Below are 26,419 nucleotides of genomic sequence, written 5' to 3'. Positions count from 1 at the left end.
CTTAACTTGTCAGGCGTGGACGCGGTCGCAGCACCGGCCGCTCGCGCTTGCGCGCCACGGCCAGCCGGCCCGAGAGCTTCTCGACCGTGGTCGCGTTGAACAGATCCGGGATGGCCAGCTCGACGCCCAGCGTCGAGCGGATCCGGGACACCAGACGGGTCGCGAGGAGCGAGTGGCCGCCCAGCTCGAAGAAGTCGTCGTCGATGCCGACCGCCGGTACGCCGAGCAGCTCGGCGAAGAGCCGGCACAGCACTTCCTCGCGCTCGTTCCGCGGCCCCCGGCCGGTCCCGGCGCCGGCCCGGCCCGGTGCGGGCAGCGCGCGCCGGTCCACCTTGCCGTTCGGTGTCAGCGGCAGCTCCTCCAGCACGACCAGGGCCGAGGGGACCATGTGGTCGGGCAGGGAGGCCTGGAGGTGCGCCTTGACCGCGGCACTCAGGGAGACGGCCTCCGCGGCCAGGGACGGGTTGTTGGTCAGCGGCCGGGGACCGGAGCGCCGCGGCAGGTACCCGGTCGTGGGCACCCCCGTCGCGTTCCGCTCCACGAACAGGACGTCGAGCGTTCCGTCCTCGCCCGGAGGCAGCACCAGAGCGCGGTAACCGGCCCGGTCGGCGGGCCCGGCGAAGTCCCCGGGTTCCGGGAGCGTGCCGTCGCGCCGCGCCAGCCTGTCCCTCGCCTCGTCGGGCGTGCCGCCGTCGGCCAGGACGCGTACCGCCGCGAGTTCGTACTCGACCCGCGTGTCGGGCACGCCGCGCAGCCGCACGGGCGCGGGGTGCGCCGCGGCCAGCCGGTCCGCCAGCGCGTCCAGGCCGGTGACGTCGGCGCCCCAGGTGACCTCACGGGCGCCGTCGGTGTCGACGCGTTCGTGCGGCTGCTTGTGGAGGACGACGTCGAACCGGTGCGCGGTCAGTTCGTTGCGGAAGTCCGACCGCTTGACACGCAGGTCCGCCGCCGCGTCGAGGCCGGTGAAGAACGCCGGGTCGATCAGCAGTTCCTTCTCCAGCGACACGGACTGCTCGATCGCCGCGCGCAGCGCCCTGCCGTCCGACGTGCCGCCCGGGCGGCCCAGCTCGACAGCGGTGCGCAGCGCTTCGAGGAGGTGGATGTTGCGCGCGTCGCCGACGAACACCCGGCCGCCCGGGGCCAGCAGCCCGAGCAGTCCCCGCAGGGCCTTCTCCAGGTAGTCGGCGTTCGGGAAGTACTGCACGACGGAGTTCAGCACCACGGTGTCGAAGTGGCCCCGGGGCAGCCCGTCGAGGTCGTGGGCCGGCTGGACGCGCACCTCGACGCGGCCGTCGAGCCGCGGGTCCTTGGCCACCTGGCCGCGGACTCCCTCGACGATCTGGGGCGAGATGTCGGTGCCCCAGTAGCTCTCGCACTCCGGCGCGATCTTCGACAGGAGCAGTCCGGTGCCCATGCCGATCTCCAGCACGCGCCTCGGCCGCAGCGCGAGGATCCGCTCCACGGTGTCGTCCCGCCAGGCGCGCATCTGCTCGACGGGGATCGGCCGGCTGTCGTAGCTGCTGTTCCAGCCGGAGAAGTCCTCGCCGAACTCGGCCGCTTCGCCGCCGGTGTAGAGCGAGTCGTACGTGAGCTGCCACTCCTGCACCTGCCGCTCGTCCCGGTCCCTCGCCACGGCGGGATCGTCCCCGCTCGGGACGAGATAGCCGACCAGGCGCTTGCCGCCCGGCTGGTCCTCGCGGGGCACCACGACGGCCTGCGCCACGCCGGGGTGGGCGGTCAACGCCGCCTCCACCTCGCCCAGTTCGATGCGGAAGCCGCGGACCTTGACCTGGTCGTCGGAGCGGCCGACGAACTCCAGCTGGCCGTCGCCGCGCCACCGGACCACGTCCCCGGTCCGGTACATCCGCTCCCCGGAAGCGCCGAACGGGCAGGCCACGAACCGCCCCGCGGTCAGTCCCGGGCGCCGCAGATAGCCGCGCGCCAGGGCTTCACCCGCGATGTACAGCTCGCCCGCCACGCCCGGCGGAGTGGGCCGCAGCCGGTCGTCGAGGACGTAGAGCCGGGTGTTGTCCAGCGGCCGTCCGATGGGGGGCTGGGCGCCGTCGGGGACGAGCTGGTCGCTGACCGTGGCGCAGACGGTGGCCTCGGTCGGGCCGTAGGCGTTGACCATCCGGCGGCCGGGCGCCCAGCGGGCCACGAGGTCGGGCGGGCAGGCGTCACCGGCCATGATCAGCATCATCGGCGCGGGCAGGCCGTCGTCCGGCAGGGCCGCGAGCACCGGCGGCGGCAGGGTCACGTGGGTGACGCCCTGCTCGTGCATCAGCGCGCTCAGCCCCGGCCCCGGCAGCGTCTTCTCGCGCGGCGCCACGATCAGCGTCGCGCCGGCCAGCAGCGCCATGCACATGTCGGAGAACGCGCCGTCGAAGCTGGGCGAGGCGAACTGGAGCACGACGCTGTCCCGCTCGACCTCCAGGCGCTCGATCTCGCTGCCCATCCGGCTCGCGATGCCCGCGTGGGAGACCACCACGCCCTTCGGTACGCCCGTGGAGCCGGAGGTGTAGATGACGTAGGCGGCGTGGCCCGGCCGCAGGGGCGCGACCCGGTCGGCGTCCGTCAGGTCCTCGCCCGGCAGCAGGGAGACGGCCGAGCGGGTCTCCTCGTCGAGGACGATCCGCTCAAGGCCCGCGGGCAGCGGGACCGTGCTGTCCGCCGCGGTCACCACGTACCGCGGCGCGGCGTCGCCCAGCATGAACGCGACGCGTTCCGCGGGGTAGTCCGGGTCCACCGGCAGATAGGCGGCACCCGCCTTCAGCACCGCCAGCATGGCCGTGGTCAGCTCGATCGACCGGGGCAGCGCGAGCGCCACGTAGTCGTCGGGGCCCACGCCGTGCGCGGCCAGGTGCCGGGCCAGCCGGTTGGCGTGTCCGTTCAGCTCCCGGTAGGTGAGCGCGGTGCCCTCGCCGCGGACCGCGACCGCGTCGGGGACCGCGGCCACCTGCGCCTGGAAGAGTTCCGGGAAGACCGTCGGGGTGACGTCCCGGTCCGTGTCGTTCCACTCGTGCAGCACCAGCCGCCGCTCGGCGGAGTCGAGGACGTCGATGTCGGCGAGACGGGTGTCCGGGTCGGCCGTCATCACCTCGAAGACCTGGACGAGACGGTCCAGCATCCGCTCGACGGTGGCCGGGTCGAACAGCTCGACGGCGTACTCGACCACACCGGTCAGTCCGCGCGGCGCGCCCTGCTCGTCGAACTGCTCGAACACGCTGAAGGCCAGGTCGAACTTGGCGGTGTCGGTGTAGAGCTGCTTGGCCTCGACCTCTAGGCCGGGCAGCCGGAACTCGACGTCGGCCAGGTTCTGGAACGCCAGCATCACCTGGAACAGCGGGTGGCGCGACGTCGACCGGCTCGGGTTGAGGATCTCCACCAGGCGCTCGAACGGCAGGTCCTGGTTGGCGTAGGCGTTGAGGTCCGTCTCCCGTACGCGTGCGATGAGTTCGCGCAGGGAGGGGTCGCCGCCGAGGTCGGTGCGCAGCACCAGGGTGTTGACGAAGAACCCGACGAGTTCGTCCAGGCTCTCGTCGGTGCGGCCCGCGATGGCCGTGCCGATGGGGATGTCCGTACCGGCGCCCAGCCTGCTGAGGAGTGCGGACAGACCCGCCTGCACCACCATGAACAGGCTCGCGTCGCTCTGCCTCGCCAGCTCGGTGAGCCGGGTGTGCAGGCCCGCGCTCATCTCGAACCGGGCGGTGGCGCCCCGGTAGCTGGCGATCGCGGGGCGCCGGCGGTCCACGGGCAGCGGCAGCTCGTCGGGCGCGCCGTCCAGGGCCTTCGCCCAGTACCTGATCTGTTCGTTGATCCGGCTGTCCGGGTCGTCCTCGGTGCCGAGCAGCCGCTGCTGCCACAGCGTGTAGTCCGCGTACTGCACGGGCAGTTCGGGAGCGCCGTCGTCGAGCCCGGCGGCCCGTGCCCGGTAGGCGGCCGCCAGGTCGTCCGAGAGCGGGGCCATCGACCAGCCGTCGCCCGCGATGTGGTGGATCACCAGGGCCAGTACGTGCTCGGTCGGGGACAGCGCGAAGAGGTGCGCGCGCAGCGGCGGATCGACGGCCAGGTCGAACTCGCGGCCGCAGAACGCGGCGACCTCGGCGTCGAGGCCCTGCTCGGTGGCGTCGGTGCACGGCAGTTCGGGCCGGACGTCGAGGACCCGCTGGAACGGCACCCCGTCGACCTCGCCGAACACCGTCCGCAGGGCCTCGTGCCGGTCGCTCAGGTCCCCGAGCGCCGCGGCGAGTGCCGCGCGGTCGAGGTCGCCGGTCAGCCGCAGCACGGCCGGCATGTTGTACGTCGCGCTCTTGCCCTCCATCTGGCCGAGGAACCACAGGCGGCGCTGGGCGAAGGACAGCGGCAGCCGGTCGGGCCGCTCGGCGCGGGTCACGGCGGGCCGCAGCGAGCCGCCGACCTCGTCGAGGCGCCGCGCCAGCTCGGCCACCGTGGGCGCGCCGAAGATGTCGCGGACGGTGAGTTCCACGCCGAAGGCGGGTCTGATCCTGGCCACCAGCCTGGTCGCGAGGAGCGAGTGCCCGCCGAGGTCGAAGAAGTGGTCGTCGATGTGCACCTTGGGCGCGCCGGTGACGTCCGCGAACAGGCCGCAGAGGATCTCCTCGCGCGGGCTGCGCGGGGCGCGGCTCGGGCCGGTGCCCGCGAACCTGGCGGCGGGCAGCGCGCGCCGGTCCAGCTTTCCGTTGGGCGTCAGCGGGAGCCGGTCGAGGACCACGACCGCCGCGGGCACCAGGTGCCGGGGCAGAACCTCGGCGACCGACCTGCGGGCCTCCACCGGGTCGATGGTGCGCCCCTCGTGCGGCACGGCGTAGGCGATCAGGCGCCGCTCGCCGGGGACGTCCTCGCGGGCCACCACGGCGACCTCGCGCACGGCGTCGTCGGCGGCGAGCACGGACTCGATCTCGCCCGGTTCGATGCGGAAGCCGCGGATCTTGACCTGGTCGTCGGCGCGGCCGAGGAACTCCAGCTGCCCGTCGGCGCGCCAACGGACGAGGTCGCCCGTGCGGTACATCCGCTCGCCCGGGGCCTGTGCGGCCTCGGCCGGGCAGGCGAGGAACCGCTGCGCGGTCAGCGCGGGCTGTCCCTGGTAGCCCCGGGCGAGGCCCGGCCCCGCCAGGTACAGCTCGCCGGTGACGCCCGCGGGCACCGGGCGCAGGGCGCCGTCCAGGACGAGCACCCGCATGTTGTCGATCGGGCGCCCGATCGGCGGGGTCGTGCCGCCGGTCAGGGGGTCCGACATGGTCGCGCAGACCGTGCTCTCGGTCGGGCCGTACGCGTTGAGCATGCGGCGGCCGGGCGACCAGCCGGCGACGACTTCGGCCGGGCACGCCTCGCCCGCCAGGTTGAGGGTGAGGTCCGCGGGCAGTTCGCCGGGCCGCATCGCGGAGAGGACGGCGGGCGGCAGCGTCACATGGGTCAGGGCGTGCTTGGCGGCCAGCTCGGTCAGGGTGATGCCGGGGACGAGCTGTTCGGCGCGCGCGAGCACCAGGGCCGCTCCGGACAGGAGGGCCATCGACACCTCGGAGAACGCCGCGTCGAAGCTCGGCGAGGCGAACTGGAGCACCCGGCTGTTCCCGTCCACCGCCAGCCGGGCGATCTGCCCGAAGGCGAGCGACGCCGCGCCGGCGTGGGTGACGACGACGCCCTTCGGGCGGCCGGTGGAGCCCGACGTGTAGATGACGTACGCCGGGTGGTCCGGCAGCAGGGGGGCGAGCCGGTCGGCGTCGGTCAGGTCGGTGCCGGCCGGGCCGGTGTCCTCGCCGGTGTCGGCATGGGCGGCCGCCCGGTCGTCGAGGGTGATCCGGGGCAGGTCACCCGGCAGGCCCGCCGGGCTCCGCTCGTCGACGACGACGCAGGCGGGCGCAGCGTCCGCGCACATGAACGCGAGGCGCTCCGCCGGGTGTTCGAGGTCGAGGGGCAGGTACGCGCCGCCCGCCTTGGACACCGCGAGCATCGCGGTGATCAGCTCGATCGAGCGCGGCAGCGCCAGCGCGACAACGCTCTCGGGGCCGATGCCGGAGGCGACCAGGGTGCGGGCGAGCCGGTTGGCGCGGCCGTTCAGCTGGGCGTAGGTCAGCTCGGTGTCCTCGAAGAGGAGGGCGGTCGCGTCGGGGGTGCGCGCGGCCTGGGCCTCGAAGAGCGCGGGCCAGGTCGCCGCCGGGTGTGCGCGGGCCGTGTCGTTCCAGGCGTGCAGCACCTGGTGGCGCTCGGCCTCGTCGAGCAGTTCGATGCGGCCGACCTGCACGGCCGGGTCGTCCGCCATCGCCGTCAGGACGCGCAGCAGACCGCGCTGATGGGTCAGGAGGTCCTCTTGGCCGTACAGGGCGCTCGCGTCGAAGTCGACGCGCAGCCCCTGTCCCTCACCGCGGTCGTAGACCGTGATCGACAGGTCCTCGACCAGGCCGCCCGCGAGGTTGTGGGAGGTCATCGGGTGGCCGCCGAAGCCACGGTCGTAGCTGAACGGCAGGACGTTGACCACCGGGCCGACCAGTGACTCGTCCTCCAGGGACAGCCGCTGGTCGCGGCGCATGTCCTCGTAGCGGTACCGCTGGTGGCGCAGCGCCTCGCGGGCGCGGGACAGCACGTGCCGGGCGAGGTCGGCGCAGCTGAGCCCGCTGGTCACGGTCAGGCGCAGCGGCAGCAGGTTGGACACCATGCCGGGCGTCTTGGCGCCGGGGCCGGGCCGTGCCGTCACCGGCAGTCCGAGCACGAGGTCCCGCGCTCCGGTCAGCCGGTGCAGATAGGCGGCCACCGCGGTCAGTACGACGGTGGGCAGCGCCCGCCCGGTGGAGTCGGTCAGCCGCTGCTGGAGGTCCGCGCCGAGCTGTGCCGAGCAGCGCGCGGGCTCGCCGGACGCGCCGGACGACCGCTCGGCCAGGGTCACCGGGTCGGGGCGGTCGGCCAGCTGGGCGTCCCAGTACTCCTGGTCGGCGGCGAAGGAGTCGGAGGCGCGGTAGTCGGCCTCGTCGTCGAGCAGACCGCGCAGCGGCAACGGCTCGGCGCGGTCCGCCCGCTCACCGGCGAGGAGTGCCGAGTACACCTCGGCGACGCGGCGGACCACCATGGCCCCGCTGTAGCCGTCCAGGGCGGCGTGGTGGAACTGGAAGTACCACTGCCAGCGGTCCGCGGCCAGCTTGAACAGCAGCACGGTGTGCAGCGGGCCCCGGGTCAGGTCGACCGGCCGGTCCAGGTCGGCGCGCATCCGCTCCAGCGCGGCGCCCGCGGCGTCCGGCAGCGCGGAGACGTCCACCACGTCCAGGGTGGCGTCGACGTCGGCGGGCCCCGCGACGAACTGCCGTGGTCCGTCCGCCTCTTCGGTGAAGCGGACGCGCAACGCGTCGGTCTCCTCGACGACTTGCCGCCAGGCGGTGCCGAATGCCTCGGGGTCGACGGCTCCGCGGATGTCGAAGTACTCCGCGATCCGGTAGCGCCGGCCGCTGGAGTCGAGTTGATGTCCGTACCAGATTCCGCGCTGTGCCGCGGAAAGGGGCAGCAGGTCACCGCCGACGTTGTTCATGTTCATCCCCGAGGTAGTGGCCGGTGGTCCAGGGCGGTGGACGTCAGGAGGCTTCGCGCAGGCTCTTCGGCCGCATGTCCGTCCAGTTCTCCTCGATGTAGGCCAGGCAGGCCTCGCGGCTGCTCCCGGAGAGCTGCGCGGTCCACCCCTCCGGCACGTCGGCAAATGCCGGCCAGAGCGAATGCTGTCCTTCACCGTTCACCAGAACAGAGAAGACCGCCTCGTTGTCGTCGAACGGATTCGTCATGGGACTCCCCTATCGCATCGGCGCGCTCGAACTGCAGAATTGCCGCCGCGACGGCGTCCCAGCAAGTGGAAGGACGGTACGGGACGGAACGAGACACCGGCAGTTGTGTACCCGCGCGGAGCCCGGCTTGTAGTCTGCCGGGCATACCTGAACTGCTTTTCTCTTCTGAATTGGGGTCAGTGAATTGCTTGCTGGGAAAAGGAAAGAACCCGGCCGGCGGGTAGTGATTACCGGGCTCGGCGCAGTTTCCAGCATCGGCACCTCGGTCACCGAATTCCTCGCCGGACTGCGCTCGGGCCGCAGTGCGGTCCGGCCGATATCCGCGTTCGACACCACCGGCTTCGAGCATGCCAACGGCTGCGAGATAGCCGACTTCGACCCGGGGCGCTGGATCGAGCGGCTCGACCCCGAAGAGCTGGGCCGGGCGGCCCGGTTCGCCGTGGCCGCCGCGAGGATGGCCGCGGATCACGCCGGGCTGACCTCTCAAGTGCTGGCCGACAGCCGCGTCCTGGTGGCCGTCGGCACGACCGACGGCGAGACCCGCGACCTCGACCGTCTGGTGGCGCGGGACCTCGCGGAGCCGGGTGCGGCGGACCCGCGCATCGCCCGCCGGGCCTCCGCCTCCCGCCTCTCGGCCTCCGTCGCCCGCGAGTTCGCGCTCGCCGACGCCGAGGCGGTGACCATCCCGACGGCGTGCGCCGCCGGCAACTACGCGATCGGCTACGGCCTCGACGCCATCCGCGCGGGCGACGCCGACCTGGCCTTCTGCGGCGGCGCGGACGCGGTCTGCCTCAAGACCTTCGCCGGGTTCTACCGGCTGGGCACCATCGCCCCCGACGTCTGCCGCCCCTTCGACCTCGACCGCAAGGGCATCCTCACCGGCGAGGGCTCGGGGATCCTGGTCCTCGAAAGCCTGGAGTCGGCGCTCGCCCGCGGCGCCCGCATCCACGCCGAGGTGCTGGGATACGGCCTCAACTGCGACGCGTACCACCAGGTCGCGCCGCTGGAGGAGAGCGTCGCAGACTGCATGCGGCTCGCGGTCGAGGACGCGGGCGTCAAGCCGGAGGAGGTGGACCTCATCTCGGCGCACGGCACCGGCACGAAGGCCAACGACAGCACCGAGGCGAGCGCGATCCACGCGGTCTTCGGCGACCGGCCGCCGCGCACGGTGTCGATGAAGTCCATGCTCGGGCACACCATGGGCGCGGCCAGCGCGCTGGCCGCGATCGGCTGCACCCTGGCCCTGGAGCACGGCTTCATCCCGCCGACCATCAACCACACCACGACCGACCCCGACTGCGGCCTCGACTGCGTGCCCAACGAGTCGGTGGCGGCGGACCTGCGGATCGTGCAGAACAACGGGCTCGCCTTCGGGGGCAACAACGCGGTGGTCATCCTCGGCCGCTACGACGGAGGAGCAGCGTGACAGGCATACGACCCGTCATCACGGCATGGTCGGCGATCTCGCCCTTCGGGTTCGGCGCGGACGCCTTCCGGGCGGGGCTGCGGGGCGGGGTTCCGGCCGCCGCCCCAGGGGCCGGGGCCGCCCGGCTGGTTCCGGACTTCGACGGCCGTGCCGTGCTCGGCAAGAAGGGCACCCGTTCGATGGACCGGGTCACCGCGCTGTCGGTGGCGGCGGTCCGCGAGCTGGTGGACCGGCCGGACGCGCCCGCCGCCCCGGCCGGTGGCCCGGCCCCCGGCCTGGTGCTCGGCACCACCGGCAGCGTGCAGTCCACGATGGACTTCACGCGCAGCTCCCTCGACGGGGAGCGGCCGTTCTACGTCGACGCGGCCCGTTTCCCCAACACGGTGATGAACTGCGCGGCCGGCCAGTGCGCGATCTGGCACGGGCTCAAGGGCCCGAACGCGACGGTCGCGGGCGGCCGCGCGGCCGGTCTCCTCGCGCTGAACTACGCGCGCAGGCTGCAAGCGGGCGGCCGCGCGGGGACGCTGTACTGCGGCGGCGCCGAGGAGTACTCCGACGCGCGGGCGCACCTGCACCAGCACGCGCAGGGCACCCCGGGCACCCCCGGCACCGCGGTTCTCGGCGAGGGGGCGGCGGTACTGCGCCTGGAGCCGGGCGGATCCGGCGCCGACGGCGCCGCCGAGCGGGACGGCCTGGCGGAGGTCGTCGCGCTGGAGTTCGGCGTGTACGAGGACGCCGGGGAGATCCCCGCGACCCTGCTGCGCTGTCTGCGCCGGGTGCTGGAGCGGGCCGGGGCACGGCCCGAGGACGTCGCGCTCGTCGCCCCGGGCGCGGCCGAAGGACCCGAACAGGAGGCGCTCTCCGCGCTGTTCGGCCACCGGCCTCCCGCGCAGACCGACTGCGCCGCACTGATCGGTGACCAGGCGGCCGCCGCGGCCGCCTTCCAGGTCCTCACCGTGCTCGTCCGGGCCGAGGAAGACCCGGCGCTCGCCGGCCGTCTCGCGCTGGTCACCGCGGTCGATCACGACGGCACTCTCGGCTGCGCGCTGCTGCGGCCGTATCCCGCACGCTGACCCAGGCACCGGCCACGGCCATCACCACGGCCCATCACCACGGCGAGGACTCCTTGACCACCACCAGCACCGAAGAGCAGTGGGACGCCATCGTCGTGGGGGGCGGCCTCGGCAGCCTGACCTGCGCCGCCTATCTCGCCGCCGCGGGACGGCGGGTGCTCGTGCTCGAACAGCACGACTGGGCGGGCGGCAACAGCCACGTCTTCCGCCGCCGCCGTGCCTACGAGTTCGACGTCGGCGTGCACTACCTGGGCGACTGCGGGCCCGACGGCGTCATCCCGGCCATCCTGTCGGGCCTCGGCGCGGGCGACCGGGTGCGTTTCCGCGAGCTGGACCGCGACTGCTTCGACGAGGTCCGCGTCCCCGGCCTCACGCTCGACGTGCCCGCCGACTGGAACGCGTACCTGACGCGGCTCCAGCGGGCGCTGCCCGAGGACGCGGAGGGCCTGCGCACCTTCACCGGGATCTGCCGGGCCGTCGGCGGTGAACAACGCTGGGCGCTGCTCACCGACGCCACGCTGCCGCAGATCGCCGCGGGCACCGAGAACGTACGGGCCTGGGGCAGGCGGCCGCTGGCCGAACTGTTCGACCACTGCGGCCTCTCCACCCGGGCCCGCACGGTGCTCGCCGCCCAGTCGCCGAACTACGGCATGGGCCCGGACGTCGCGACGGTGGCCACCCACGCCACGGTGACCGACCACTACCTCCGCGGCGCCTACGTCCCCGAAGGCGGCGGGCAGGTGCTGGCCGCGACGCTCGTCGAGGTCCTGGAGGCGCACGGCGGCGAGCTGCGCACCCGCAGCCGGGTCGCCTCGATCGACGTCACGGACCGCACGGCCACCGGTGTGCGCCTGACGGACGGGACCTCGTTCACCGCGCCGCTGGTGATCTCCGGCGCCGACTACCGGCGCACGGTCCTCGACCTCGTCGGCGAGGAGCACTTCAGCCCGCGCATCGTCCGCGCGACCCGGGAGGCGACGATGGGGCTGCCCTTCGCCACCCTCTACGTCGCCCTCGACCGGCCGCCGGCGCGGCGGTCCGAGGCCAACCTCTGGTGGTACGACCACGAGGACATCGGCGACCTCTACCGCGGACTGCACGCGGGCGAGCAACCCGACGACGTGCGCTTCCTCTTCGTCTCGTTCGCCTCCCTGAAGGAGCCCGGTGCGCGGCACCTGGCCCCTCCGGGACACGCGAACTTCCAGCTGATGACGATGTGCCCGCCCGGCTACCGGCACTGGGGCGTCGAGCGGGGGCCGGCCGAGGGAGGCCGCTACCGCCGCGAGCCCGCCTACCTGGCGGAGAAGCAGCGCTTCACGGAGGCCGTGCTGCGAGCCGGGGAGCGGGCGCTCGGGCCGTTCCGGGAGCACATCACGCATCTGGAGCTGGCCACCCCGCTGACCCAGGAGCGCTACACGCTCTCCACCGGCGGCTCCCCGTTCGGCCTGGCCACCTGGGGCGCCACGGGCGCCAGGCCGGACACCGCGACCGGCGTCGGGGGCCTGCACGTCGTCGGCCAGAGCACCCGCTACGGCAGCGGCATCACGGGCGTGATGGTCAGCGGCATCGCCTGCGCCTCCCGGATCCTCGGGCGGCGGCTGCTGACCGCGGCGCACACGGGCGCGGTCTTCGGGGACCGGGACAGGCTGCCCGCGCGCGCCGCGGACTGGGATCCCCTCGCCGTCTCCCGGGGGGCGGCGCGGCGGGACGCGCGCGGACTGGCCAAGGTGGACTGACTCCGCAAAGGCGCGAAAGCGCGAAGGGCGTGTCCGCGACGTCACCTCGTCGCGGACACGCCCTCAGTGTGTTCGGTCAGCGCTTGACGGCGAGCGTCAGGCCGTCGGCGAACGGCAGCATGCACAGGTCGACCCGGTCGTCGCCGCGCAGCTTGGTGTTGAAGGAGCGCAGCGCCCGGGTCTCGGAGTCCTGCACCGACTCGTCGATGACCCGCCCGGACCACAGCACGTTGTCGGCGGCCAGCAGCCCGCCCGGCCGCAGCAGGGTCAGGGCGTACTCGTAGTACGTCTCGTAGCCCTCCTTGTCCGCGTCCAGGAACACGAAGTCGTAACCGCCGGCCGCGCCCTCCTCCTCGACGAGGGCGGCCAGGCTCTGCCGGGCGTCGCCGATCCGCAGGTCCACCTTGTCCGCCACGCCCGCCCGCTCACAGTGCCCGAGCGCGGTCCTCGCCCACTCGTCGCTGATGTCGCAGGCCGTGACGCGGCCGTCGGCGGGCAGGGTCAGCGCGGTGCGCAGCAGGCTGTAGCCGGTGAAGACCCCGACCTCCAGGGTCCGCTTGGCGCCGATGGCGCGCAGCAGCACGGACAGGAACTGGCCCTGCTCGGGCGAGACCTGCATGTTGCGCTCGTCGAGCCGCGAGGTCTCCTCGCGCAGCTCGGCGAGCGGCGCCGGTTCGGACAGGGAGACGTCCGCGATGTAGTCCTGGAGTTCCTCGGTGATGCTGACCTGGATTCTCATGTCTTCGCTCTCAGTGTGATGTCGGCCGGCCGGGCATGGGTCACCGCCGGGTCAGGAAGTCACAGCCGGGTCAGGAACCGCTGCACCTCGGCGACCAGGTGGTCGACCGATTCGGCGGCGAAGAGCACCGGCATGCAGTCCGTGTCGTCGAAGTCCTGCGCCACGATGTCCGCGGTGTCGAACGGCCGCAGCTCCACCTTGTCCAGCGACTCCATCTCCGCGACCGAGGACAGCAGGGCCGCGCCGCACACCCGGGGCCGGCCGCCCTCGTACACGACACCGGTCTCGATGGTGAACCAGAAGACGTGGACGAGGTCCCGCATGGCCTCCGGTGTGGAGACCCGCCGGGCGGCCTCGCCGAAGCTCCGGTACAGGTCCGCGAAGACGGGGTCGCCCAGCATCACGGCGTGGCCGACCAGTTCGTGCAGGACGTCCGGTTCCGGGGAGTGGTAGGGCGAGTCGGGGCGCCGCAGGTACTGCGTGGCGTGGAACCCGCCGTCCGCGAACGCGCCGAGGAAATCCTTGGCGGGGACGGTGCCTTCGGCGGGCCGCAGGTGGAAGCCGGTCAGGCCGGTCAGCACCGGTGAGACCTCGGCCAGTTGCGGGACCCGGTGCCGGTGGAGGACGACGGCCTCGGCGGCCCGCCGGTAGTTCGCGCACGCCACTTCCGCGTGCAGGGAACCCAGTTTGGCGGTGACCGTCTCCCAGAGGGCGTCCTCCTCCTCCGTATAGGCAATGACCGGCAGCGGTTCACCGGGCTGCCATTCCCTTGCCTTTTGCTGACGCGTGGCCTTCTGGCGCTCATATTCATCAGTCATCGCGTCTTTTTCACCCATCCCCTCGAAGTTGCGGCGCAACTCCCCCTCATTACCGATTACGCACGCTAACCCACGGCCCCGCGGGCGGGATACGAGGAGCGGCTGTCTCGTTCCGTCCCGTGCCGTCCATGACCTTGCGGGACAGCGCCCGCCCGCATGAGATCTGAACTACTGAACCGATGCTCAACTCGCATGCGGAGAAATCCACATGCCGGAGAAAGAGGTCACGACTGTGGCAACGACCACCGACGCCAATTTCGCGAAGATTAAGGAAATCGTCTGCGAAATCCTTGAGCTCGAAGAGGAAGAGGTCACGACCGAGGGCCTGTTCAACGAGGAGTACGGCGCCGACTCGCTGCGCGCCATCGAGATCCTGGGTGCGCTGGAGCGTGAGTTCGGGGTGGTCATCGACCAGGCCGAGCTGGGCCGGATGACGAACCTCCAGGGCGTCTACGACGTGGTCTCCGAAACCGCGGGCTGGGCGAAGAAGTAACCCCTCCGCACAGGGAATGAGGAGCTGATGGCGTCACGTGACAGGCGGGTGGTCCTGACCGGCCTCGGAGTGCTGTCGAGCATCGGGACCGGGGTCGAGGAGTTCACCGCCGGCCTGCGGTCCGGGCGCAGCGGTGCCGGGCCGATCACGGTGTTCGACACCGCCGGCTTCGAGCACTCCACCGGCTGCGGGCTCGGCGAGTTCGACGCGGAGGCCTGGATCCAGAACCTTCCCGTCGACTCGCTGGGCCCCGCGACCCGGTTCTCCGTGTCGGCGGCGCGGATGGCGGTCGCGGACGCCGGTCTCGACCTCGGGACGCTGCGCGAGCGGCCCGGCATGATCTCCATCGGCACCACCGACGGCGAGTCGCGCGACTTGGACGAGCTGGTGGAGACCCAGCTGGCCCACGGCCACGCGGCCATGGACCGGCAGGTCGCGAGCCGCCTGCGGGCCGCCCGGCTGTCCTCGGCCGTGGCCCTGGAGCTGGGCCTCACGGACGTGGAGGCGGTGACCATCCCGACCGCCTGCGCCGCCGGCAACTACGCCATCGGCTACGGCTACGACGCGGTCCGCTCCGGGGACGTCGACTTCGCCCTGTGCGGCGGCGCGGACGCCATGTGCCGCAAGACCTTCGCCGGTTTCTACCGGCTCGGCACCATCGCCCCCGACCTCTGCCGCCCCTTCGACGCCGACCGCAAGGGCATCCTCACCGGTGAGGGCGCCGGCGTACTGGTCCTGGAGGACCTGGAGTCGGCGCTCGCCCGCGGGGCCCGCATCTACGCCGAGGTGCTCGGCTACGGCCTCAACTGCGACGCCTACCACCAGGTCGCGCCGGACCTCTCCAGCGTGGCCCGGGTGATGTCGCTCGCGCTGGAGAACGCGGGCGTGCAGCCGCACGAGGTCGACCTCATCTCGGCCCACGGCACCGGCACGAAGGCCAACGACATCACGGAGTCCCAGGCGATCCGGGAGATCTACGGCGACGAGCCGCCGCGCACGGTGTCGGTCAAGTCGATGCTCGGGCACACCATGGGCGCGGCGAGCGCGCTGGCCGCGATCGCCTGCGCGCTGGCGATCACCCACCGCTTCATCCCGCCGACCATCAACCACAACCGCACCGACCCGGAGTGCCGGATCGACTGCGTGCCCAACCACGCCGTCGAGGCGGACCTGCGGATCGTGCAGAACAACGGTCTCGGCTTCGGGGGCAACAACGCGGTCGCGGTCCTGGGCCGGTACGAGGAGTCCCGTTGAGCGAGCACGCAGGCTGGCCGATCGCCGGAACCGGCGCGGTGGCCTCCATCGGCCGGACCCCGGCCGAGATCTTCGATTCCCTGTGCGCGGGCACGTCCGGCCTGCATCCGATGCGGGGCTTCGAGCGGTCGTACTACACGGGCGACCGGCTGTACGAGATCGACGACCGCGGCGCCGCCGGGGACGTACCGGGGCGGGCCACCGCCTTCCTCCTCGAAGCGATCGCGCAGGCGCTCGCCGAGGCCGGTGTCGACGAGCGGCTCGGCGACATCCCGGTACTGGTCGGCACCGGCCTGCGGGAGCTGCGCTCGGTCGAGCTGTGGGCCCGCGGCGAAGTCCCGTACACGGCCGGGGAGCTGCACTTCGGCACCGCGCTGCGGGAGCGCTTCGGCGCGACCATGACCCACACCGTCTCCAACGCCTGCTCGGCGTCGCTCTACGCGCTGTCGCTGGGCACCGACCTGCTGGCGGCGGGCGCCGAGACCGTGGTCGTGGCCGGTGTCGACGCCGTCACCGAGAGCATGGTGGGGATCGCCGACCGGCTCCAGTCGGTGGCACCGGACGCCGTACGCCCCTTCGACCGCAACCGGAGGGGCACGATCCTCGGCGAGGGCGCCTCGGCCGTGGTGCTGCGCCGCACCGAGGACCCGGCCCGTCCGGCCCCCGGCCGGGTGCGCGGCGTAGCCGTCAACTGCGACGCCCACCACACCACCGCCCCGGAGCCCGGCAGCATCGCCACCGCGATCCGCGACGCGCACCGCAGGGCCGGTGTCACCCCCGAGGACATCGACCTGGTGATGCTGCACGGCACCGGAACCCACGCCAACGACGCCGCCGAAGCCCGGGCCATCCGGGCGGTGTTCGGCCCCGCCCCCCAGAAGGCACTGATGACGGCAATGAAGTCGATGACCGGCCACACGTCCGGAGCCTCCGGACTGCACAGCCTGATCGTCGCGCTGCGGGCCATGGAAGGCGGTCTCGTCCCGCCGACGCTCGGTCTGGACGAACCGATCGAGGACGTCGAGGAGTTCCGGATCGTGCGGGACGCGGCCGCACCGGCGGACCTGGCCCTTGCGCAGGTCAACGCCTTCGGCTTCGGCGGGATCAACGCGGTCGCACTCGTGGCCGGCCGGCGATGAGCGCGGTCGCCACGGGCGTGGGCCTGGCCGTGCCGGGCGCGCGGACCGCCACACAGCTCACCACGCACACCGCCGAGGGCGCCGATCCGTTCGACCCCGCGGCCCTGATCGGCAAGAAGGGCCTGCGCTATCTGGATCAGGCGACCCGGCTCGCGCTCTGCGCCGCGCGGGACGCGCTGAACGCCGCCGGTCTGATGACCGGCGACGCGCGGCTGACCACGCCCCCCGGCGGTGGCGCCCCGGCCGTGGCCGCCGAGCTGCTGGTGCCCGGCGAGTCGGTCGCGGTCGTCGTCAGCTCGAACTTCGGCAACCTGGACTCGGTGTGCGAGGTCGCCACGGCCATCGCGGCCGACGGCGGCACCCGGCTCCTCAGCCCCGTCTACGCCCCGCGTCTTTCGAGCAACGTCACCGCCTCCGAGATCGCGATCAGGTTCGGGCTGCGCGGCCCGAACCTCATGCTGTGCAACGGCCCGACCTCCGGCCTCGACGCGGTGCACTGGGCCACGGTGCTGCTGGCGGCCGGCCGCGCCCGGCACGTCCTGGTGGTCGGCGCCGAGCCCGCCAACGACGTCGTACGCCGCCTCACCGGGCACGCGCACCCGCTCGACGGCGCCGCGGCGCTGGTCCTCGAGTCCCCGGCGGCCGCGGCCGGGCGCGGCGCCCCGGTGCTCGCCGGTCTCCACGGCTACGTCCGCACCGGCTCGCTCGCCGACTGCCTCTTCGCGCTCGGCGGCGCCCCCCATGCCTGGCTCGCGCCGCGGCAGGCGCCGGTGGACGCCCTGCCGGGCGTGCCCCGGCACGATCTGGAGGACCGCTGGGGCCCGGCGTCGGGCGCGCTGGGGGTCCTCCAGTGCGCCGCCGCGGTAGGGCACTTCGCCGCGGGCGGCGGCGGCCCGGTGTACGCGGTCGCCGGTACGGACTCCGACGACGCGGTCGCCGGGCTCGTCCTCACCGCGCCGGGCGGCGCGGTGACCGGGAGCGGGGTGGCCCGCGCGTGAACGTGGCGTCCCCGGCCGACGGCATACGGCCCGTGCTGCTCCGTCAGCGCACGATCAGCGACGGCGAAGGGCCCCGCGTACTGCTGCTGCACGGCATGGCGGACAGCGCCACCGTGTGGGAGCGGCTGCTCGCGCTGGCCCCCCGGCACGCGGAGCTGCGCCGCGCCGAGATCCACACGGCCGAACTGCCCTGGCGCGGCACCGGACCGTCCGACTGGGCGCACCGCCTCGACTCCGCCTCGTGGCTCGCCGAGGCCCTCGACGAACTCGCGGACACCGTGGGCCCGGCCGACGTCGTGGTGGCGCACTCCTTCTCCGCCATGCTGCTGCTCGACCTGGCCTGTGGCGCGTCCGCGCGCACCGGACGCGCCGGGCACCAGCTGAAGGGGATGCTCCTGCTGTCCCCCTTCTTCCGGCCCCGGCCCGAGGACTTCGACTGGAACACCATGGCGGGGCTGCCTGAGCAGTTCGTCCGCACCATGGAGGAGGGCATCCGGGTGGCGGCCGGACCGCGGTCGAAGCCGGAGCTGCACCGCGCCCTGGCGGAGCGGCTGTGCGAGACGATCGGCCCCTACGGCTGGTCGCGGTTCTTCGAGCTGTACCTCCGCACGCCGTGGCTGCGCCCCACCGAGGTGCGCACGCCCGTGCTGGTCGTGTCCGGTGCCGAGGACCGCATCGCGGTGACCGGGGAGGCACAGGACCTGGTCGCCCGGATGCCCTCGGCGGCCCTGCACACGATCGAGGAGACCGGGCACTTCCCGATGGCCGAGCGGCCCGCGCAGTTCGCCGACGCGCTCGGCGGTTTCCTGCGACGCATCCGCGCCACCCCCGAAGCGGCCGGGGAACGGCCCCGTTCAACGCTAATGGAGCGAATCTGATGGCTGACATCGACACCGCGGTCAAGAACGTGCTCACGGAGACCACCACGGTCACCCTCACGCCCGGCTACGAGGGCGCGAACATCGGCACGTACATCGGCTTCAAGCACGTCAACTACCTCGTCGAGAAGGCGGTCATCGAGCACTTCCGGCGGCAGGGCCTGCCGGTCGGCGAGCTGTACGAGGAGTACGGCCTCGGCTTCGACCTCGTCGACCTCGAAGCCCGCCTGCGCGGCGGGGTGTTCGTCGACGACGAGGCCTCGCTGGAAGTGCGGCCGGTGACGGGCGACGACGACACCGCGTTCCGGTTCAAGGTGGCGATCACCGTCCTGCGCGACGGCGAGCCGAAGAAGATCGTCACCGCCTCGGCGGCGGCCGTGCTGCGCCGGGACGAGGACGACCGGCGGCTGCCGGGCCGGGTGCCGGCCCCCGCCGCGCTCGACCGCTTCACCGTGGCCACCCTCGGCACCCCGGAGCCCGGCGACGCCGTCCCGGCCACGGGTGAGGACCTGCCGTCCGGCGGCTCGACCGACCAGGACCCCGTGCTCGACCAGCTGCTCGCCGGGCGCAACGGCCACGGCTGGAAGTTCCGCGTCCCGTATCCGTACGTGCACTTCTTCAGCCGCATGCACATGTCGTCGTACCTGCGGCAGATGGAGGAGGCCAAGCACCGCTTCGTCGACGCCCGCGGCATCTCCATCGGCGCGCAGCTGGCCGAGCGCAACTGGATCCCGGCGGTCACCCACTCCCGCATCGAGATCCTCGGCGAGGCCCTGCTCGAAGAGGACCTCTACACCGTCTACACGGTCGAGAGCGTCTTCAAGAACCTGCTCTACACCTCGCGCATGGACTGCTACGTGGTGCGCGAGGGGCACCTGGTCAAGATGGCCACGGGTGTCATCACGCACGGCTACGGCGTCGTGGAGAACGGCAACCAGGCCCGGGTCGTCACCTGGGACGAGCGGATCGACCGGGCCATCAAGGGCCTGCCCGGCGAGGAGTCGTGACGACGCCCGTCATCACCGCCTGGTCCGCGGTCTCGCCCTTCGGCCTCGGCCGGGGGGCCTTCGCGGCCGGAGTCGCGGCGGGGACGTCCGCGGTGACCCGGCCCGATGACTGGCCCGTCCCGCGGCAACGGGTCGCGCGGGTACCGGGCTTCGTCGCCGCGGAGGTGCTCGGCCGCAAGGGCACCCGGTCGATGGACCGGGTCTCGGCGCTGACCGCGGCCGCCGCCGACGAGCTGCTCGGTGCCGACAGCCGCCACCGCGACGTCGCGGCCGGTGAGGGGGCGGCGCTCGTGCTCGGCACCACCGCCGGCAGCAGCACGAGCATGATGGACATCACCCGGGACACGCATACGCGCGCGATGCCGTTCCACATCGACACGCCGCGGATCCCCAACGCCATCATGAACAGCTCCGCCGCGCAGTGCGCCATCCGGCACCACCTCAAGGGCCCCAACACGACCGTCGCGGGCGGCAGGGCCGCCGGACTGTTCGCGCTGCGCTACGCCCTGCGGCTGCTCTCCTTCGGCCACGCGCGCTCGGTGCTCTGCGGCGGCGCCGAGGAACTCACCGAGGACCGCGCCTGGCTGGAACACCTGTCCGGTGACCCGGACCGGCCGACCACGCTCGGCGAGGGCTGCTCACTGCTGCTCCTCGAACCCGCCGCGCCCCCGGACGCGCCGGTGCTCGCCGAGGTCCTCGGCGTCACCCTCGGCGTGTTCCGCGACGGCGAGCAGGACGCCGCGCTCGCGGACTGCCTCGCCCGCGCCCTGGCACGGGCCGGGGTCGCGGCGGCGGACCTGTGGGCCGTCTCCCCCGCGGTCGGGCAGGGCGAGGTCCGCCTGGACGGGCACGCCCCGCTGATCCTGCCCGGCGAGGAGGCCTGGGGGGACGCCGGCGCCGCGGCCGCCCCGTTCCAGATCGCGTCCGTGCTGGCCGCGGCCGAAGGGGACCCCACCGCCCGCGGACGCGTGGCGGCGGTGCTGTCGGCCGACCGGGACAACGTTCTCGGCTGTGCCCTTTTCCGAATCGCGAAGGAACCAGGGAGTACCCATGCCTGAAACCCCGTCACCGGTCGCACTGGTGAGCGGCGGATCCCGCGGCATCGGCCGGGCGGTCGTGCGCCGTCTGGCCGAGGACGGCTACGACGTCGCGTTCTGCTACGTCAGCGCCGAGGAGCCGGCCAGGGAGCTGGAGAAGGAGATCGCCGGGCTGGGCCGGCGCGCCGTCGCCACCCGGGTCGACGTGACCGACGCCGAGGCCGTGCGCGCCTGGGTGCGTGAGACGGGCAGCGAACTCGGCCCGATCGACGCCGTGGTGACCTCCGCGGGCGTCACCAGGGACAGCGCACTGGTGCTGATGGCGGACGAGGACTGGCACACCGTCCTCGACATCAACCTCGACGGCATGTACAACGTCTGCCGTTCCGCGATCTTCGACATGATGAAGAGCCGCTCCGGAGTGATCGTCAACCTGTCCTCGGTGGCCGGGGTGAAGGGCCACGCCCGGCAGACCAACTACGCGGCCGCCAAGGCCGGGATCATCGGGTTCACGCGCTCGCTGGCCAAGGAGGCGGGCCCCTACGGGATCCGCGCGAACGTGGTCGCACCCGGGTTCATCGACACCGACATGACCTCCGTACTGCCCGAGAAGGCGACCAAGAAGGCCATCGAGGAGACGGCGCTGCGCCGCATGGGCCGCCCCGAGGAGGTGGCGGACCTGGTGTCGTTCCTGGTCTCGCCCCGCGCGGGCTTCATCACCGGAACGGTCCTCGAGATCGACGGCGGCATCTCGCTCTGACCCGAGCGGCACCCGCTCCGACCCGAGCGGCATCTCGCTCCGACCCGAAAGGAAGCCACCGACATGGCCCGCAAACCACCCCGCTGGTACTTCTCGCTGCGCAGCCCGTACTCGTGGTTCGCCTACCGCGACCTGATGGACCGCTACCCCGACGTGGCGGACGCGATCGAGTGGATACCGTTCTGGGAGCCGGACAGCCGGACGCAGGCGCTGCTGGACAAGGACGGCGTCCAGCTGCCGATCGTCGACATGTCCCGGGCGAAGAACTTCTACATCCTCCAGGACGCCCGGCGGCTGGCCGAGGCCCGCGGACTCGCCGTCACCTGGCCGGTGGACCGCGAGCCGAACTGGGAGATCGCCCACCTCGGATACCTGGTGGCCGAGGACGCTGGCCTCGGCCGGGAGTACGTGGCGCTGGCCTACCGCGCCCGCTGGCAGCAGAGCAGGGACATCACCGACCGGGCCGTCATCGCCGAGATCGCCGCCGAACTCGGCCTGGACCCCGCCCTGGTCGCCGACGCCTCGGACGATCCGGAGCTGCGGCGCCGGGGGGCCGAGGCGCTGACCCGCTCGTACAAGGACGGCCTGTTCGGCGTCCCCTTCTTCATCCACGGCCACGACAAGTTCTTCGGCGCCGACCGGCTGCGCGCCTACGTCGCGAAGGTCCGGGGCGAGGAGCCGGGCCCCGACACCTATCTCACCTGGCTGGACGAGGCGGGCCTGGAGCCCGAGCCGATACGGGCCGGCGGGGACGCCGGACACGCGGGCGGCTGCGGCTGACGCCGCGACCACCGCGGAGACCAACAATGGAAGGGATTCCCATGACCGCCGAAGCCACCCTCGATACCGCAGAGCTGCGCGAACTGATCGCCGATGTACTGGAGGTCGACGGGGAGTCGATCACCCCGGAGATCGACTTCGTCCGCGACCTCGGCGTCGACTCCCTCCTCGCCATGGAGCTGGCCGTCACCCTGGAGCGGCAGTACCAGGTCAAGATCGAATCGCATGAGATCGGCGAGGTGCGGACCCTGTCCGACATCTCCGCGCTGCTGCTCCGCAAGCTGGGGACGTCGGCGGCGTGAGGGAGGACCACCCGGCCGAGCGGTACCTGCTGGTCGAAACCCAGTCCGGCACCACCGCGGAGCGCTTCCTCGCCGACGCCGCCGCGCTCGCCGGCGCCGGTGAGCGAGTGCGCCTGTTCCTCGCCTCGGACGGCGTCGCGCTCGGGATCCGCGGGGCGAGCGCCGGGCTGCCGCGGTTCCTCGGTGCGGGCGGGCAGGCCTGGATCGACGAGTTCACCCTCGCCCACCGGGCGCTGCACGCCGCGCCGCTGGCCCCCGGGGTACGCACCACCGGCATGGGCGACGTGGCGGACTGGCTGCTTGAGCCCGGCACCCGGGTGGTGTGGCACTGACCATGGCCGCGACCGTCGAACGCCGCACCTGGGACGTGCTGGTCGTCCTCACCGCCCCGCCCCACACGTCCGATGCGCTGACCACCGTGCTCCGCCTCGCCCAGGCCGTACTGGACAGGGAGCACACCATCAGGGTCTGGGCCTGCGGCTACAACACCATCCTGACCCAGGGTTCGCTGGGCGACACCAAACCCGCCGACCTGCGCGACCCGGCGACACCGGCGCCGACGGCCGGTGCGCTGATCCGGGGCCTGCTCACCGCCTACAAGGGCCGGTTCAGCTGGATCGTCTGCACGGCGTGCAGCGCGGAGCGCGGCGCCGGGGACCACATCGCCGAGGTCCGGCTGCGCTCCGACGCCCGCCTCGCGGCGACGATCGGCGCGGCCCGCCGGACCATCTATATCGGAGGTGCGTAGGTGGCCTACCTGGTCATCATCGACCGCGGCTACCGCGGCAGCGCGGAGGCCCAGTTCTTCGACGCGCTCTACGGCGTCGAGATGCTCGGCGACCAGCTCGGCGGCATGGACGTGGTGCTGCGCGGCACGAGCGTGACCGCCGCGCTGGCCGGTGCCGCGCCGCCGCCCGCCCTCCGGGTGGGGCCGACGGTCCTGAACACCCTCGGGGACCCGCGGCGGTCCGTCGGCGCGCTGGTGGACAAGGGGGCGGCGGTCTACGTCGACGAGCCCGGCCTCGCCGCCCTCGGCCTGGCCGACGCCCCGCTGCTCCCCGGCGTCACCAAGCTGGACACCGCTCGGCTCGCCGCTCGCTGGGGGGAGTACGCCGGGGTGTGGTTCCTGTGAGCGGGCGACGTGCGGTTCCCGTGCGCGGGCGACGGGGATACGCCCGGCCGCTCGAAGGCGCCGACCGGATCACGGCCCGCGCCGAGGCGGACGAGCTGCTGATCGAGGCGGCCAAGGTGGTGCGGTCCACCGACCCCTACCTCGCCGGGCACTTCCCGGAGGTCACCCTCTATCCGGCGATCTTCCTGCTCGACGGCATCCGGCAGGCGGTCGGCGCCGAACTCCACCGCTCCCCCGCGCTCGCCGCGCACCTCGGCACGGACAGCCCGGACAGCCCGGACAGCACGGGAGGCGAGTGGCTCGAACTGGGGTCGCTCGACTCCGCGCGGGTGCTCAGGCCGATGCTGGAGGGCGACGAACTCCGGCTGCTGATCCGGGTGTCGGCCGGTCGCCCGGGCGCCCTGCGGGCCGCGCTCGACTGCCGCCGCGGCGACGGCGAACAGGTCGCGAGGATGACCGTCGAACTCGTACGGGGAGGAACCTCATGAACTCCGGGTACGCGCGGCTCCTCGCGCTGCTCCCGGTCCGGCACCCGATGGTGCTGGTGGACCGGGTGCTCGACTTCGACCGCGGCCGCACCATCGAGACCGCCAAGGCCGTGACCGGCAGCGAGCCGTGCTACCAGGACATGGCCGAGAACCTCCCGGCCGAGCGGTACGCCTATCCCCGGTCGATGATCCTGGAATCCTTCGGGCAGTCCGCCGCGCTGCTCTGGCTCGGCAGCCGCGGCCCGGACTCCGAGGAGGACCGTCTGCCGATGGTCGGCCGGCTGCGGCACTGCGCGTTCAGCGGCTCCGCGTTCCCCGGTGACGTGATCCGGCACCGCGTATGGGTCGAACGGCTGGTGGACGACAACGCGTTCATGGCGGGCGAGAGCCGGGTCGGCGATCAGGTGCTCCTCACCGTGGGGTCCCTGATCGCCGTGGCCCGCCCGGCCGCCGTGGTCACCGGGGCGGCGACATCCGCCGCCGCCCCGGACGCGTCAGGCGAGCATTAGCGTGCGGGCCTCACCGGCGTTGCGCTCCATGGCCCGCGCGAACGCCTGCAACACCCGGGGCATGGTGAACCTGCGCCCGCCGACCTCCGCCACCAGGTGCTCCGACTCCAGCTGCGCGGTCAGCCGGTCGGCCTCGGCGAGGGGTATCCCGGCGAGCGCCGCACCCGCCTCCAGCGTGAACCCGGTCTCGTCCACGAGCCCGATCTTCCGGAAGAACCGCTTCGCGTCCAGGCCGAGTCTCCGGTACGAGAACTCCAGTTCGTCCTGGATGGAGCTGCCGGTGTCACCGTCGAGCGCGAGGGAGAGCAGTTGGCCGCCGTCGCGCATGGAGCGGACGAAGCTCTTGAAGCCCTGCCCGGGCCGGTCGGTGAACTTCACGGCGGCCAGCCGCAGCACGAGCGGCAGATACCCGCACAGCTCGGCCAGTTCCTCCAGCTCGGCGCGCGCCTCCACCAGGTGGGCCTCGTCGATGACGGCGCTCAGCACCGCGCACGCCGCCTCCGAGCTGAGCACCTCCAGGACCAGCCGCTGCGCGGCCTCCCTGGCCACGAGGCCGGACATGCGGTTCCGGCTGGTGACGACGGTCCGGCAGTGCTCGCCGGTCGCGAGGAGCGGGCGGACCTGCTCGGCGTCGCAGGCGTTGTCGAGGACGACGAGCATGCGGCGGCCGGCGATCAGCGAGCGGTACCGCTCCACCCGACGCCACGGGTCCTTCGGGCAGTCGTCCTCGTGCACACCGAGGCTGCCGAGGAGCACGCCCAGGGCCTGCTGGCTGTCCAACGGGCCGTGCGGGCCGCGCAGATCGACGTAGAGCTGGCCGTCCGGGAAGTCGTCGATCAGGCTGTGCGCCCAGCGGACCGCGAACGCGGACTTGCCGACGCCGACCGAGCCCGTCACGAGGAAGACGCCGCCTCCGGACTGCCGCCGGAACAGCTGTTCCGCCACGTCCAGTTCGGCCGCCCGGCCCGCCAGGAACGGCGCGCCGAGCGGGAGGTGCCGGGGCACGCTCCACCTCTTCGGCTCCTCGGCGAGAGGCGCGTCCCGGGCGGGTCTGCCCTCGGCGCCCTCCGTCGCTCCCGTGGCGTAGAGCGCTCGCCAGTGGGCGAGCCAGCGCTCGGTCGCCTCGGCCACCTTCTCCGGTGGCTGCCCGCCGTACACCAGACAGGCCGTCACGAATGCCGAGACGAATTCCGAGCGCGGCAGCTTGTCGCCGCGCAGAATCGTCGAGACCGTGCTCCGCGGCAGCGCGTCGACCTCGTCTCCATTGGCTGCCCTGGTCGTCCCGCCCAGTTGCTGTAGGCGGCGCATAGAAGGCTGCCCGACGTTCAGTCGAAGTTCACGCAGCTGCTCTACGAATTCCGATGCATTTACAGGTGTCACCACGACAATCACCCCCGAAATTGTCGAATGTTGAACTACAAGTTGCGTGCGTTTCGCCCGCTCAGTGCCGGACCGCGGGTCCTGATCCCGATCGGTCCGCCATACCCTTGCCGAAGCTTCTCGCCGTCATCCCGAACAGCACCCCACCGAGAATGAACCACGGGTTCCACACCGTGAGCGTCCAGAACTTCTGCGCGGCGCTGACCTCACCGACAGCCGAAACACCGGCGAGGAGCAGCACTTCGACGAGCACGCCCCGGACCAGCAGCAGTGCGCAGATCGCGAACCCGAGCAACTGGAGCAGCCGCCACCGCGGCCCGCGCACACCGCGTCGCCGCAGGCCCAGCGCGATCGCGGAGCCGATCAGGCACAGGAGGCCCACGCCCCAGAGCCCGCCGGCCACGAACCAGGCCGGCCGCTCGGACGCGAGTCGCTCACCGGACGAGACGTCGAGACCGACTTCCCCGCCGAGAGCCCAGAAGAAATGCAGAGCAGCGAAAATTACCGCCCAGCCGGCAGCAAGATACCCATGGCAGCGTGACCCACTGAACCGCAACCCCCGACCCCCGTATTGCGACTGTCCCCCGAATTGTTCTCGGTGGTGCCGACGTTCTCTCATCAGCAAGGGACGACGCAAGCATACCAGTGCGGTAATACTTGTGAACTGCGCCACGATGGCGGTTTGCCGG

Annotated in this window: 24 protein-coding genes; 18 read left to right on the top strand and 6 right to left on the bottom strand. The window is 72.8% G+C overall.

The annotated features are described in order from the left end of the window. Position 1: 1 nt before the first annotated feature. Positions 2 to 7,540 (bottom strand): non-ribosomal peptide synthetase, encoded by a 7,539-nt coding sequence (locus tag CP975_RS22775; RefSeq protein ID WP_055528861.1) that lies wholly within the window; start codon positions 7,538 to 7,540, stop codon positions 2 to 4. A gap of 37 nt (positions 7,541 to 7,577) precedes the next feature. Further along, positions 7,578 to 7,781, bottom strand: coding sequence for an MbtH family protein (locus CP975_RS22770; protein WP_030789108.1), 204 nt, complete (start codon positions 7,779 to 7,781; stop codon positions 7,578 to 7,580). A gap of 223 nt (positions 7,782 to 8,004) precedes the next feature. Here CP975_RS22770 and CP975_RS22765 point away from each other — a divergent pair, with 223 nt between their 5' ends. Genes CP975_RS22765 through CP975_RS22755 form a run of 3 tightly spaced genes read left to right on the top strand, consistent with a single transcriptional unit; the run spans position 8,005 to position 12,016 of the window. Further along, the gene (locus tag CP975_RS22765; protein ID WP_150477283.1) at positions 8,005 to 9,207 is read left to right on the top strand and encodes a beta-ketoacyl-[acyl-carrier-protein] synthase family protein; all 1,203 of its coding nucleotides are present in this window, start codon (positions 8,005 to 8,007) and stop codon (positions 9,205 to 9,207) included. Then, complete coding sequence (locus CP975_RS22760) at positions 9,204 to 10,280, top strand: beta-ketoacyl synthase N-terminal-like domain-containing protein (protein ID WP_055528863.1); 1,077 nt, start codon at positions 9,204 to 9,206, stop codon at positions 10,278 to 10,280. Before CP975_RS22765 ends, CP975_RS22760 begins: the two co-directional genes overlap by 4 nt. A gap of 53 nt (positions 10,281 to 10,333) precedes the next feature. Beyond that, positions 10,334 to 12,016, top strand: a complete 1,683-nt coding sequence (locus tag CP975_RS22755) for a phytoene desaturase family protein (protein WP_055528864.1) — start codon at positions 10,334 to 10,336, stop codon at positions 12,014 to 12,016. Positions 12,017 to 12,092: 76 nt separating this feature from the next. Here CP975_RS22755 and CP975_RS22750 read toward each other — a convergent pair whose 3' ends face one another. Together CP975_RS22750 and CP975_RS22745 are read right to left on the bottom strand one after the other, a co-directional pair. Further along, positions 12,093 to 12,755 (bottom strand): O-methyltransferase, encoded by a 663-nt coding sequence (locus CP975_RS22750; RefSeq protein ID WP_055528865.1) that lies wholly within the window; start codon positions 12,753 to 12,755, stop codon positions 12,093 to 12,095. Between the two features lie 59 nt (positions 12,756 to 12,814). Next, positions 12,815 to 13,573, bottom strand: coding sequence for a hypothetical protein (locus tag CP975_RS22745; protein WP_070321173.1), 759 nt, complete (start codon positions 13,571 to 13,573; stop codon positions 12,815 to 12,817). A gap of 208 nt (positions 13,574 to 13,781) precedes the next feature. On the opposite strand from CP975_RS22745, the gene CP975_RS22740 reads away from it, so the two are divergent. The 15 genes from CP975_RS22740 to CP975_RS22670 all read left to right on the top strand — a co-directional run bounded on the left by CP975_RS22740 (position 13,782) and on the right by CP975_RS22670 (position 24,350). Continuing rightward, entirely contained in the window at positions 13,782 to 14,066 is a 285-nt protein-coding gene (locus CP975_RS22740; RefSeq protein WP_051819956.1) for an acyl carrier protein, read from the top strand. A 27-nt stretch (positions 14,067 to 14,093) separates the two neighbouring features. Beyond that, positions 14,094 to 15,320: a beta-ketoacyl-[acyl-carrier-protein] synthase family protein gene (locus tag CP975_RS22735; RefSeq protein WP_055528867.1), complete on the top strand. Its 1,227-nt coding sequence runs from the start codon at positions 14,094 to 14,096 to the stop codon at positions 15,318 to 15,320. Next, a complete protein-coding gene (locus CP975_RS22730) occupies positions 15,317 to 16,459 on the top strand; it encodes a beta-ketoacyl synthase N-terminal-like domain-containing protein (protein ID WP_055528869.1) in 1,143 nt (380 codons plus the stop codon). Before CP975_RS22735 ends, CP975_RS22730 begins: the two co-directional genes overlap by 4 nt. Continuing rightward, positions 16,456 to 17,457, top strand: a complete 1,002-nt coding sequence (locus tag CP975_RS22725) for a beta-ketoacyl synthase N-terminal-like domain-containing protein (RefSeq protein WP_055528870.1) — start codon at positions 16,456 to 16,458, stop codon at positions 17,455 to 17,457. The genes CP975_RS22730 and CP975_RS22725 overlap by 4 nt, the downstream gene beginning before the upstream one ends. Further along, the gene (locus CP975_RS22720) at positions 17,454 to 18,335 is read left to right on the top strand and encodes an alpha/beta fold hydrolase (RefSeq protein WP_055528871.1); all 882 of its coding nucleotides are present in this window, start codon (positions 17,454 to 17,456) and stop codon (positions 18,333 to 18,335) included. The genes CP975_RS22725 and CP975_RS22720 overlap by 4 nt, the downstream gene beginning before the upstream one ends. Further along, positions 18,335 to 19,342, top strand: a complete 1,008-nt coding sequence (locus CP975_RS22715) for a hotdog family protein (protein ID WP_055528872.1) — start codon at positions 18,335 to 18,337, stop codon at positions 19,340 to 19,342. Before CP975_RS22720 ends, CP975_RS22715 begins: the two co-directional genes overlap by 1 nt. Further along, positions 19,339 to 20,400 carry a beta-ketoacyl synthase N-terminal-like domain-containing protein gene (locus tag CP975_RS22710; protein ID WP_055528874.1) on the top strand — a complete coding sequence of 354 codons (1,062 nt, stop codon included), beginning with the start codon at positions 19,339 to 19,341 and terminating at the stop codon, positions 20,398 to 20,400. Before CP975_RS22715 ends, CP975_RS22710 begins: the two co-directional genes overlap by 4 nt. Next, positions 20,393 to 21,139, top strand: a complete 747-nt coding sequence (gene fabG / locus CP975_RS22705) for a 3-oxoacyl-[acyl-carrier-protein] reductase (RefSeq protein WP_055528875.1) — start codon at positions 20,393 to 20,395, stop codon at positions 21,137 to 21,139. The genes CP975_RS22710 and fabG overlap by 8 nt, the downstream gene beginning before the upstream one ends. Before the next feature lie 63 nt (positions 21,140 to 21,202). Then, on the top strand, positions 21,203 to 21,919 hold the full coding sequence (locus tag CP975_RS22700; RefSeq protein WP_055528876.1) for a 2-hydroxychromene-2-carboxylate isomerase: 717 nt from the start codon (positions 21,203 to 21,205) through the stop codon (positions 21,917 to 21,919). A 41-nt stretch (positions 21,920 to 21,960) separates the two neighbouring features. Continuing rightward, the gene (locus tag CP975_RS22695; protein ID WP_055528877.1) at positions 21,961 to 22,221 is read left to right on the top strand and encodes an acyl carrier protein; all 261 of its coding nucleotides are present in this window, start codon (positions 21,961 to 21,963) and stop codon (positions 22,219 to 22,221) included. Continuing rightward, a complete protein-coding gene (locus tag CP975_RS22690; RefSeq protein ID WP_055528879.1) occupies positions 22,218 to 22,553 on the top strand; it encodes a hypothetical protein in 336 nt (111 codons plus the stop codon). The genes CP975_RS22695 and CP975_RS22690 overlap by 4 nt, the downstream gene beginning before the upstream one ends. Positions 22,554 to 22,555: 2 nt before the next feature. Next, the gene (locus tag CP975_RS22685) at positions 22,556 to 22,969 is read left to right on the top strand and encodes a DsrE family protein (RefSeq protein ID WP_055528880.1); all 414 of its coding nucleotides are present in this window, start codon (positions 22,556 to 22,558) and stop codon (positions 22,967 to 22,969) included. After that, the gene (locus CP975_RS22680) at positions 22,970 to 23,353 is read left to right on the top strand and encodes a hypothetical protein (RefSeq protein ID WP_055528881.1); all 384 of its coding nucleotides are present in this window, start codon (positions 22,970 to 22,972) and stop codon (positions 23,351 to 23,353) included. Beyond that, entirely contained in the window at positions 23,350 to 23,841 is a 492-nt protein-coding gene (locus tag CP975_RS22675) for a hypothetical protein (protein ID WP_150477282.1), read from the top strand. Before CP975_RS22680 ends, CP975_RS22675 begins: the two co-directional genes overlap by 4 nt. Then, positions 23,838 to 24,350, top strand: coding sequence for a 3-hydroxyacyl-ACP dehydratase FabZ family protein (locus CP975_RS22670; RefSeq protein WP_055528883.1), 513 nt, complete (start codon positions 23,838 to 23,840; stop codon positions 24,348 to 24,350). The genes CP975_RS22675 and CP975_RS22670 overlap by 4 nt, the downstream gene beginning before the upstream one ends. Here CP975_RS22670 and CP975_RS22665 read toward each other — a convergent pair. Together CP975_RS22665 and CP975_RS22660 are read right to left on the bottom strand one after the other, a co-directional pair. After that, positions 24,336 to 25,658, bottom strand: a complete 1,323-nt coding sequence (locus CP975_RS22665; protein WP_055528884.1) for an ATP-binding protein — start codon at positions 25,656 to 25,658, stop codon at positions 24,336 to 24,338. The two genes, CP975_RS22670 and CP975_RS22665, sit on opposite strands and share 15 nt — an antisense overlap. A gap of 133 nt (positions 25,659 to 25,791) precedes the next feature. Then, the gene (locus CP975_RS22660) at positions 25,792 to 26,349 is read right to left on the bottom strand and encodes a DUF3995 domain-containing protein (protein WP_150477954.1); all 558 of its coding nucleotides are present in this window, start codon (positions 26,347 to 26,349) and stop codon (positions 25,792 to 25,794) included. Positions 26,350 to 26,419: the final 70 nt, after the last annotated feature.

Origin of the sequence: Streptomyces alboniger (assembly GCF_008704395.1) — a bacterium.
In the GTDB taxonomy this organism is placed as follows: domain Bacteria; phylum Actinomycetota; class Actinomycetes; order Streptomycetales; family Streptomycetaceae; genus Streptomyces; species Streptomyces alboniger.
This window is presented reverse-complemented; position numbering and strand designations above follow the sequence as displayed.